The sequence below is a fragment of the Mesorhizobium norvegicum genome (assembly GCF_004919685.1).
Lineage (GTDB): Bacteria > Pseudomonadota > Alphaproteobacteria > Rhizobiales > Rhizobiaceae > Mesorhizobium > Mesorhizobium norvegicum.
The window spans coordinates 4,718-15,086 of the sequence record NZ_SMYZ01000145.1; the positions used below are offsets into that span (position 1 = coordinate 4,718).

The following is a 10,369-nucleotide window of genomic DNA, read 5'->3' on the forward strand; positions in this document are numbered from 1 at the left end:
CACGAGGGGGGAGATTGGCTGTACCTGCCCCCTGCGGAGCACCGCACAATCACTGCGGAAAACCGAACACTCCCCAGCGTCACCCCACTCTATCATCGGCCCTCAGGCAATGGCGTCCCGGCGGTCGCGTCCGCCCCCGCGTCTGTCGATCGGCCGGGGCGCCCAACAACAGGGGAACGACGATGAAATTCATGCTGACCGACCGGAAATTACACCCGAAGGCCAAACCCGTCGCCGACGATTTCAAGACCGGCGGCATCAACCGCCGCGAATATCTCGCCTTGATGGCCGGCCTCGGCGTCAGCGCTGCCGGCGCGCTGGCGTTGGGCGGGCTGGCCGCCACCCCTGCCCGCGCGGCGGAACCCAGGAAAGGCGGCGTCTTGCGCGTCGCCATGAACGTCAAGGGCTTCAAGGACCCGCGCACCTTCGACGGCGTCGAGATGTCCAACGTCGCCCGCCACTGCAACGAATATCTGGTGCGATGGAACACCGACTTCTCCTTCGAGCCCTGGCTGCTCGAAAGCTGGGAGGCGAGCAACGACGCCAAGACCCTCACGCTGCATGTCCGCAAGGGCATCAGCTGGTCGAACGGCGATGCCTTCAACGCCGACGATGTCATCCACAACCTCACCCGCTGGTGCGATGCCTCGGTGCCCGGCAATTCGGTCGCCGCGCGCATGGGCGCGCTGGTCAATGCCGACACCAAGAAGGTCGTCGATGGCGGCATCGCCAAGGTCGACGACTTCACCATCAAGCTGAACCTGCCGAAACCCGACATCTCGCTGATCGCCGGCATGGCCGACTATCCGGCGCTGATCATGCACCGCTCCTATGAGGGCGATGGCGACCCGCTGAAGGCGCTGGCCATCACCACCGGCCCCTGCGAACTGGTCAGCTGGGACGCCGAGACCGGCGCCGAGGTGAAGCGCAAGGACAGACCGTGGTGGAAGGGCGAATTCTGGCTCGACGGCATCAAATGGGTCGACTACGGCTCCGACCCCAACGCCATGCTGTCGGCCTTCGAATCCGGTGAGATCGACACCGACCACGAAACCGCTTCCGACGCCGTCTCGCAGACCGACAAGATGGGGCTCAAAAATTCCGAGATCGCCACCGGCTCGACCATCGTCGCCCGCTTCAATGTCGCCAACGCGCCCTATGACGACGTCAAGGTGCGCCGCGCCGCCCAGCTCGCCGTCGACAATTCGGCCGTGCTGACGCTCGGCCTCGGCGGCCGCGGCAAGCCCGCCGACAACCACCATGTCGGCCCCATGCACCCCGAATATGCCGATATCGGCCCGGCCAAGCGCGACGTCGACCAGTCGAAGAAGCTGCTCACTGAAGCCGGCAAGGCCGATCACGAATTCGAGCTCATCTCCGTCGATGTCGAATGGCAAAAGAGCACCGGCGACGCCATCGGCGCGCAGATGCGCGAGGCGGGCCTGAAGATCAAGCGCACCGTGCTGCCGGCCGCCACCTTCTGGAACGACTGGAGCAAATACCCCTTCTCCTGCACCGAATGGCTCGGCCGGCCGCTCGGCGTCCAGGTGCTGGCGCTCGCCTACAAATCGGGCGCCGCCTGGAACGAAAGCGCCTACGCCAATCCGGAATTCGACACGCTGCTCGACAAGGCGCTTGCGATATCAGACGCCAAGGCGCGCAAGGAGATCATGGGCAAGATCGAAGAGAATTTGCGCGACTCAGGCATCATCATCCAACCCTACTGGCGCTCGGTGTACCGGACGTATCGCAAGGGGGTGGAGGGTTGCGAACAGCACCAGGCGCTCGAGCAGCACTTTGAGAAGGTTTGGTTGGAGGGGTGAGCCGTTCCCGTTCTTGGGTTCCTCGCCCCCACGAAGTGGGGGAGAGGTGGCCCGGCGAAGCCGGGACGGAGCGGGGGGCGACCTCCGCGAAGCCAAAGCCGGGTCAGGATTGAGGATAGAGGCCCCGGCTAGCGCGCGCTCTTATCGCAGGTCAGCGCCGCCCCTCATTGCCCTGCCGGGCATTTCTCCCCGTAAACGGGGCGAAAGAGGCTGGCCGCAACGCCGGCGCCTTTCTTGCAACGCTGGAGATTGGCGAAAGCGGCGATGACAGCGTCCTTCGCCCCGTTTACGGGGAGAAGATGGCGGCAGCCAGATGAGGGGCAGCACTGACGTTGACTTTACCTTCTCCGCAGTAGGAGAAGGTGGATTGCCCCAAAGCGCGTGAGGCGTCGAGAGATGCCGACCGCGCACATCGCCAGGCCCTATATTTCATGTACGGCGCAAAACGTGCGGTGCCACGCGGTAGACCGCCGCCGCCACAGGGCGCATGGTTCCGCTGTCGCTGGCCACTGTATGGGCGCTGGTGCTTGAGAGTGTCAGCGTGCTCCCGCCCCCGTCGGGAGCAATGCAATGGAAGACCCCACGGGCCTGGTGCCCGCGCTTACTTTCCATGCGCTGCGAAGGGCATTCAAGACATCCATTGCCGAACGCCTCATCCCCGAGGCGCAATGGGGCCGGCACGCCACGTCCATGGTCCGTGAGCTTACCGACAGGAATCACGTTGACTCAGGCCTGATCGATTGGATCATTCGCAAGTGAAGCAGAAATGGCCGGCGCGAATGCCGGTGAGGCAGTTGCCTGAGCCCGCGCCGGCCACTGGCGAACTGATTAAGGTCCGCCGCCCGAGTTTTCTACCGCTCCGAGTCTGCGCGATCAACCAACTCAGGGTTGGTGCGGACCGTATGAACCCGTCCCGTTGCGTCATTGAAAAAGGCGTCGTCCGGCGACAGCGCCTGTCAATGCACGCGTCCTGACCAGTTCACCGCGCGGGCCTGAGAAGCGTCCAGATCCAGCCAACGAAGGTCAGCACCACGAACGGATAGCCGGCGGCGGGTGCCTGCTCTTCTCCCCGCCGGGGAGAAGGTGGCCGCAAAGCGGCCGGATGAGGGGGCTTCGTATGCGCCAGCCTTGGCCGGGCCCCCCCATTTCGACGGGGTGAACATCCCAGAGATTGAGCCGGAAAGCGGCGGGAGCCGATGCGGCTACGCCGGGCTACCCGGCGAGCCTTCGAGCGGCCTTTCGAGGGCAGCAGTGGGCCGCTCCCGGCAGAATAGCAAGATCACCAGCAAGATCCCGGAGAACACAAGAGTGTACAAAAGCGACAGGCTGAGAAAGAACTCCGCCCTTTCCAGCGGGATCGGGCGTCCCTTGCTGGCTTCGCGCATCATCATGCGGGCAATCAGCACGTCGCGCGAGAACAGGAAGTCAATGCCGGCCAGCAGCACGCTCGATGCGAAGATCAGGGCGCCAAAAAGCTTTGCCCCGGGGGCGAACCTCAACAGCGCTACGCCGCACCAGCCATAGAGAGCAGCGTAAAGCGCGAAGGCCGCTATCATGAGCGGCGTGTCCTCGAACATGGACAGGAATGGCACCACGTCGCCGGATCCGGTCAGGCGCTTCAGCTGTCCTATCCCGGACACGAAGCCAGCCGTGCCAAGCAGAAGGTTGGGCCATTGGCGCTGGCCGGCGGGCTGCTCTGACCAAGCGTAAGACAGCAGCCGCTGGCCCAGAGAGGCGTTCGTCAGCCGCGCGAGGCCGATCAGGATCAGCGAAAGCGCCGTCTGGGCACGCACCGGCATCGGCTGGCCAAGGAAGGTCTCGGCAATGCCGGGAAACAGGCGGTCCGCAAGAACGACGATCGCGTTGATCCAGACGAAATCGAGATAAAGCCCGAGAAGCGGCAAGACATATTTGCGCACGTTGACCCCCCAACAGCACGATTACATCGCTACTACTTACTGCTCATCGCCCGGATTTTACAAGCGTCCAGATCCAGCCAACAAAGGTCAGCACCAGGAACGGATAGCCGGCGGCGGGCAACGGCGCCGAGGTCGGCAGCAAGGGCACGCCCCAGAGGATCATGAGCGCTGAGACGACAAACAGCACGGCGGCAACGAGCGCGGTGAGCCGCATCCACAAGGCGAAGGTTCTCGGCACGCTGACCATGACCAGCGCTGCCGCCCAAAGCGAGATGCCGCCGACATAGGAGGGCACGCTGGCCTCGAGGCCCGCCGCATTGCCGGCCAGCAGCAGGCTCTCGCCGGCAAGGAAGGTCAGGAATCCGGCAGCTATGCAGTCATCGCCCAGCCGCTGGTATTTCATCGTCAGCAGCGCGGTTGCTACAACCAGGGCGGCGCCGTCGATCGTCCAGAGCGTTTCGCGCAGCGGAGCGCTGGCCACGAAGGTGCCGGCAAGGCCGAAAGCGCCGCCGATGGCGAGGCCGAGAGAAGCGACGTTGTCCGAAGTGGAACGCATTTGAATTTTCCGTAGTCCTCCGGAGGCGGATACTCTTGGGTGGGGTGTTCCCTAACTTCACTTCCGCCGCACGGCTCTGAAAACCCTGACAAGCGGGCCGACAGGCTCCGCTCTATTTATAGTTAATCTGACCAAGCTTGTATGATAGCCTCCGCCAGTCAGAATTTGTTACGAGAGTCGCCAGTTTTGCTCGCAGCTCCAAGAGAATTGGATCCGAGAATTTCTTTAGCAATCCCTCGATCTCCTGGTAGTATTTCTTCGCAGCCGTAATCGCCCGATCTGTCTGCCTGTGCGACATTAACGCGTCGATATGATAGTACCCCAGCGCAACAATTGGATACTCGTCCAAAGCCCCCTTTAATCGCTCCGCACCCATCGCGTGGTGGCGCTCCATAAGACTAGAAACCGCCTCGTCTATAAGCCGCTGTGTCGCCGTATTAAATACGGTATCCTGACCGGCTACGATTAACTTTTGTTGAGCAAGCGCGTGTTGTGCAAATTTATTGGCTGGGTATGCCTGAATTGACCGCCCAAGCATCTCTAATGCGTCCTTCTGCCTCCCAAGGCGCCTCAGCAGAAGTGCGTACTGGAGCCAGAAATGCCCATCCAGCTGGAGAGATATTTCAAAGTTCGAGTAGAACTTTACCGCCTTATTTTTATCCCCCGATGCCGAAAATATTTGATAAATATTGTTATTGTTCAATAAGTACTTAAATAGCTGCCCGTCATGCTCGGTGAGATTCCTGATAATCGGCGGACTGAACTGAACATAGTAGTTTACCATCGCAGTCAGAACGTCTTCTAAATCCACCAGCGTCGCGTACTTCTGAACCACTTCAGAGGCGTAAATCTGATGTCTAGCCTGATATCGCCCAGACTTCGAGATATCAACGATTCCCTGAAGCCCATTCAAAAGTTCATCGAAGGTATGCGGTGAATTCAAGTAGCCCAGCACAGTCGACGCCATCGATTTGCTGATTCCAACGCGTGGCACGGTTGCGATAGCTACAGTCAAGAAAAGCTGCCGTCTGGTCTGGTCTGTAATCCTCGAAAATTCGTCTTCGATTATCTCTTCGAAACCCTTCGATTCCGTAGCCTCGAGCATTGCAATCAGTAACTGTTGACGACTTTTGGTAAATCTCTGCCTCTTTTCAGCAATGTTAAGCTTGTTAAATGCCGGAGCCGGGTAATTACCCTCAATGGCTCGAATTATGACATCAACATCATCCGTCTTAAATCGATCAAACTTCACGGCCCCTACATTTCCTACAAATAATTTCTCCAGCCGGTCATGCCACTCTCCTGTCCGTGCACTCGTTAGTATCGTGACCCCTTCCATAGAACGGTCTCCCAAAACCTCCGCAATGCTCTCCGCGACGACGTGGAGATCATCCACGATAACTAGGCACGCTCGATCTTCCCTAAATCTTTTGAGTGAGTACATAACGTCTTTGAAGGGCGCGCCGCTTTCAGTGTACTCAACAACCAAGGGGCCATTTTCAGAGGCGGACAGGCGAAGAGCGTAGTCCATAACAAAAGTCGACTTGCCGGAGCCAGCCTCCCCAAGAACTACAATTGCTCTCCTGTGATCTCTGGCTTGATCAATCTCCGTTCGAAGTCGTTGGAATTGACCCAATGAGGCAAAAGAGGACGACATTATAATCGGCCATGTCGGTCCATATCCCTCATAAAACCGTCTTCTGTACTTGGCAATGTCATGTGTACTGGCATGAAATCTGGTTGAAAGATCCTTTTGCGACACAGGATATATTGCCCTGAGGGCCTCGACGTCTGCACCGGTAAAGCGACTTTTTTGACTTACCGCTGCAGCTGCCCCATCAGACTCAATATCCCTTGGCATAAGGCCGCCCGGAAAGCGTCGCCCTATCTCGGACGCAAAATCCTCCAGCGTTGCTTTTATATGAACTATGCCCCGGTTTTGAAGAGAGCGACTTTGGATCTCAGTGAGAACGCCCGGCGTGACACAGAAGGAGCGCCCTGGGGTAGCGTCCTTGGTCAGAGCCGCCCTTACACTCTGAAATAGAATATTCTCGTTCAGGGACGTTCCAACAAATATCACGGTGTAGTCGATAAAATCTTCTCCAAGCTGCGAGTACCATGCCGGGTTCTTTGCCGACGCCTCCGCGTATTCCGTGGATGAAAAGATAAATCCCGCCTCGGGATTCAACGCGGAGCCGTGCAGATGTACAACTTGACATTCGGAGTACCCACGCCACTCTACACGCCGGTCGCGAAGTGCGTTGTAGGATTGCAGTCTCTGTGAAGTTTTCTTTCTTGGAATATTTTCGATCGTGTCATCTACGTTGAACGTATAAACCCTTCGCCACGGTATATTGAATACGCTTACCAGCGCTTTGCTGGGAGTCGTTCCCGTAAAGTTATTTTCAAATATCTTTCTATACTTTACTGAGCCAATCGAGGCGCCTAAGGCTTCGAAGACTTCTTTCAATTCTTCTCCACCGTACACAAGGTCGGCAGCTTCCGCGACGAGTTTAGCGATTTCGGAGGCGCCAGCGATTGGTCGACCAAATTTATTGGTTGCATTGATGCTGACGCCAGCGCCAGTAACAAGTACAGCTCGGCCCTCGCGAATGTCGGCGAATATTGAATCTGGAAACAAGGTACCCCCCTTTTTGGGAGGCAAATTGCCCTATTTCCGGTTCACTTTCTAGGGTGAATATAACGAACTAGCGGTAGATTGGAAAACACTCGATAGGATAGAACATGTGGCGTGTTTGTTTCGCCTTTGGGCAGCGTTTCGAACAAACGAATTAGCAGCCGTCCGGTGGCGCAGGTTCAAAGTTCAATCGCCCATCTTCAAGGCCTGAATAAACGCCTCCTGCGGGATATCGACCTTGCCGAACTGCCGCATCCGCTTCTTGCCCTCTTTCTGCTTGTCCAGCAGCTTGCGTTTGCGCGAGACGTCGCCGCCGTAGCATTTGGCGGTGACATCCTTGCGTAGCGCCGAGATGGTTTCGCGGGCGATGACCTTGCCGCCGATGGCGGCCTGGATCGGGATCTTGAACAGGTGGTTCGGGATCAGCTCCTTCAGCTTCTCGCACATCTGCCGGCCGCGCTTTTCCGCCGCCGTGCGGTGCACCAGCATGGAAAGAGCATCCACCGGCTCCTCATTGACCAGGATCGACATCTTCACCAGATCGCCTTCCTTGTAGTCGGTGAGGTGATAGTCGAAGGAGGCGTAGCCCTTGGAGATCGACTTCAGCCGGTCGTAGAAATCGAACACGACTTCGTTGAGCGGCAGATCGTAGATCAGCATGGCGCGCTTGCCGACATAGGACAGGTCGGCCTGGATGCCGCGCCGGTCCTGGCAGAGTTTCAAAATGCCGCCGAGATAATCGTCTGGCGTCAAAATGGTGGCGCGGATCCACGGCTCCTCGATCGCCGAGATCTTCACCACGTCGGGCATGTCGGCCGGGTTGTGCAGTTCCTTCATCGAGCCGTCGGTGAGCAGCAAGCGGTAGACGACGCTCGGCGCTGTGGCGATCAGGTCGAGGTTGAACTCGCGCTCCAGCCGCTCCTGGATGATTTCGAGATGTAAGAGGCCAAGGAAGCCGCAGCGATAGCCGAAGCCGAGCGCGGCACTGGTTTCCATTTCATAAGAGAAAGAAGCATCGTTGAGGCGCAGTTTGCCGACGGCGGCGCGCAGATCCTCGAAATCGGCGGCGTCGACCGGGAACAGGCCGCAGAACACCACCGGCTGCGCCGGCTTGAAGCCGGGCAGCGCCTTGGCGGTGGAGCGTTTGTCCTCGGTGATGGTGTCGCCGACGCGGGTGTCGGCCACTTCCTTGATCGAGCCGGTGAAGAAGCCGAATTCGCCGGGGCCGAGCTCGTCGACATTGATGCGGGCCGGCGTGAACACGCCGGTGCGCTCGACGAGGTATTTGGCGCCGGTGCCCATCATGCGGATGGTCTGGCCCTTCTTCAGCACGCCGTCGATGATGCGCACCAGGACGATGACGCCGAGATAGGCGTCGTACCAGCTGTCGACCAGCATCGCCTTCAAGGGGGCGGTCGCGTCGCCTTCGCGCGGCGGCGGCAGTTGGTGGACGATTGCCTCCAGCACATCGGGAATGCCAAGGCCGGTCTTGGCCGAGATCAGCACGGCGTTGGAAGCGTCGATGCCGATCACCTCCTCGACCTGCTCGCGGATGCGCTCGGGCTCGGCGGCGGGCAGGTCGACCTTGTTCAGCACCACGACGATCTCGTGGTTGTTGTCGATCGCCTGGTAGACATTGGCCAGCGTCTGCGCCTCGACGCCCTGGCTGGCGTCGACGACCAGCAGCGAGCCCTCGCAGGCGGCGAGCGACCGCGACACTTCATAAGCGAAGTCGACATGGCCGGGCGTGTCGATCAGGTTGAGGATATAGTCCTCGCCATTGTTGGCGTGGTACTTCAGCCGCACCGTCTGCGCCTTGATGGTGATGCCGCGCTCGCGCTCGATGTCCATCGAGTCCAGCACCTGCTCCTTCATGTCGCGCAGCTCCAGCCCGCCGGTCAGCTGGATCAGCCTGTCGGCAAGCGTGGATTTACCATGGTCGATATGGGCGACGATGGAGAAATTGCGGATGTGGTCGAGGGGCGTGCTCATGGCGCGCGTTTAGCAGGGGCGGCTTGTCCGGGCAAGCGGCGCACCACTGCCGGGCAAGCGGCGCGGGCGTTTGTCGGCTTTATCAGGTGATTTCGCGAAAAGTCGATAAATTTTAACCAAGCGCGTTAGAGCATAATTGGGGAGTGCCATGTTAGCCGGTAGTGATATTCGGCTATAAGGATCAAGGCATGCGGGGGCTGGCAGGCAGGTTTATCGAGTCGCGGAGCGGTGCATTTGCGCCGATTCTCATCCTCACCATGATTCCGCTGATCACCGCCATCGGCTTTTCGGTCGACTACACCTCGGCGGTCCAGACCAGGTCGAACGAGCAGGCCGCACTCGATGCCGGGATCCTGGCGATCACCACGATGGATACCGCCTCGACGAAGGCGCAGCGCCAGGTGGTGCTGCAGAATACCTACAAAGAAAACGGTGGACAGGGCACAGCGACGCTGGCCACTTTCGACGTCAGCGCCAACGGCACCGCCACTGCGCAGGCCTCGGCAAGTTTCGCCATGCCGACCGTGTTCATGCAGATCGCCAGGATCCCCACGGTGGCGGTCGGCGTTACGTCGGCGGTGAACAAGGCGCCGGCTTTGGTGGAGGCGACCTTCAAGGTCACCGGCGTGTCGGGTTACTGGAACAAGACAATGACGCTCTACGGCACGCAATTCGGTGCGGCGCAGGGCAAGCCGATGATGACGATCGATTACAAATACGGCGGCGGCACAGATCCAAAAGGTTACGGCACCACCACCGTCAGCAAGATCGACAGTTTGGGAGTCGCGACGGTGGTCCAGACGCAGGTCTGCAAGGTCGGCAAAAAGGCGCCCACCGGGGTTACGCTCAACACCGACCAGTATGGCACGACATATTACTGCGTCGACACGATGTCTCCTGGCAACACCGCCGGTGCGTCAATCGACGTCAGCAAGATGGCCGGCCTCAATCTGCAAATGTACGTGCAGCCGGGCAACCCGCAATACCTCAACACGAACGACCCGACCACGTCCAACCGGCTCTACAGCGGGCTCAAATCGGACGCGACGGCCGCTATCGACTACAAAGAGATGGCGACCGGCCAGATCGTCGACATCTTCGGCCTCGTGCCTTGCGGCCAGACAGCCTACCAGGCCTGGGAAGACGGCGGCAATTCGGTCCCGGCGCCGGTCGGCAACGCCGACTTCTTCTACAACGTGACCGGCAGGTGCGACTTCAACAAGCGGCCCAACAACACGCGGCTGACGCAGTAGACGTTGCCGATCTCCCCCCTCGTGGGGGAGATGGCCGGCAGGCCAGAGGGGGGCGCTGTCCCGCCGGCTTTGCCAAGGTCCATGGTATCCATCCCCACTTTTCGCTGATCGATCTGACCGTCGTTCTGCTGCCCGCTGTTGCTCGATGACGTCGGCAGCACCTCCGTTGGTGCTCTACGGCGCCCCCC

The 10,369-nt window shown here is 59.6% G+C and carries 7 protein-coding genes; 3 read left to right on the top strand and 4 right to left on the bottom strand.

Features of this window, described 5'->3' with window-relative positions; all coding sequences use genetic code 11:
* Positions 1-182: 182 nt before the first annotated feature.
* Entirely contained in the window at positions 183-1,823 is a 1,641-nt protein-coding gene (locus FCU66_RS39025) for an ABC transporter substrate-binding protein (RefSeq protein ID WP_136617921.1), read from the top strand.
* 570 nt (positions 1,824-2,393) lie between these two features.
* Positions 2,394-2,582: a hypothetical protein gene (locus tag FCU66_RS39030; protein ID WP_136617920.1), complete on the top strand. Its 189-nt coding sequence runs from the start codon at positions 2,394-2,396 to the stop codon at positions 2,580-2,582.
* A 443-nt stretch (positions 2,583-3,025) separates the two neighbouring features.
* Here the strand turns inward: FCU66_RS39030 and FCU66_RS39035 are convergent, their stop codons facing one another.
* From FCU66_RS39035 to lepA, 4 genes are all read right to left on the bottom strand, one after another.
* Entirely contained in the window at positions 3,026-3,742 is a 717-nt protein-coding gene (locus tag FCU66_RS39035) for a hypothetical protein (protein ID WP_136617919.1), read from the bottom strand.
* 43 nt (positions 3,743-3,785) lie between these two features.
* The gene (locus tag FCU66_RS41500) at positions 3,786-4,298 is read right to left on the bottom strand and encodes a hypothetical protein (protein ID WP_168991871.1); all 513 of its coding nucleotides are present in this window, start codon (positions 4,296-4,298) and stop codon (positions 3,786-3,788) included.
* Positions 4,299-4,410: 112 nt separating this feature from the next.
* Positions 4,411-6,939 (bottom strand): P-loop NTPase, encoded by a 2,529-nt coding sequence (locus FCU66_RS39050; RefSeq protein ID WP_168991870.1) that lies wholly within the window; start codon positions 6,937-6,939, stop codon positions 4,411-4,413.
* 183 nt (positions 6,940-7,122) lie between these two features.
* Positions 7,123-8,928: a translation elongation factor 4 gene (gene lepA / locus FCU66_RS39055; protein ID WP_136617917.1), complete on the bottom strand. Its 1,806-nt coding sequence runs from the start codon at positions 8,926-8,928 to the stop codon at positions 7,123-7,125.
* 188 nt (positions 8,929-9,116) lie between these two features.
* On the opposite strand from lepA, the gene FCU66_RS39060 reads away from it, so the two are divergent.
* On the top strand, positions 9,117-10,181 hold the full coding sequence (locus FCU66_RS39060; protein WP_136617916.1) for a TadE/TadG family type IV pilus assembly protein: 1,065 nt from the start codon (positions 9,117-9,119) through the stop codon (positions 10,179-10,181).
* Positions 10,182-10,369: the final 188 nt, after the last annotated feature.

Coding starts and splice junctions, on each gene's coding strand:
- FCU66_RS39025 (WP_136617921.1), top strand. CDS start 183: ATGAAATTCATGCTGACCGACCGGAAATTACACCCGAAGGCCAAACCC.
- FCU66_RS39030 (WP_136617920.1), top strand. CDS start 2,394: ATGGAAGACCCCACGGGCCTGGTGCCCGCGCTTACTTTCCATGCGCTG.
- FCU66_RS41500 (WP_168991871.1), bottom strand. CDS start 4,298: ATGCGTTCCACTTCGGACAACGTCGCTTCTCTCGGCCTCGCCATCGGC.
- lepA (WP_136617917.1), bottom strand. CDS start 8,928: ATGAGCACGCCCCTCGACCACATCCGCAATTTCTCCATCGTCGCCCAT.
- FCU66_RS39060 (WP_136617916.1), top strand. CDS start 9,117: ATGCGGGGGCTGGCAGGCAGGTTTATCGAGTCGCGGAGCGGTGCATTT.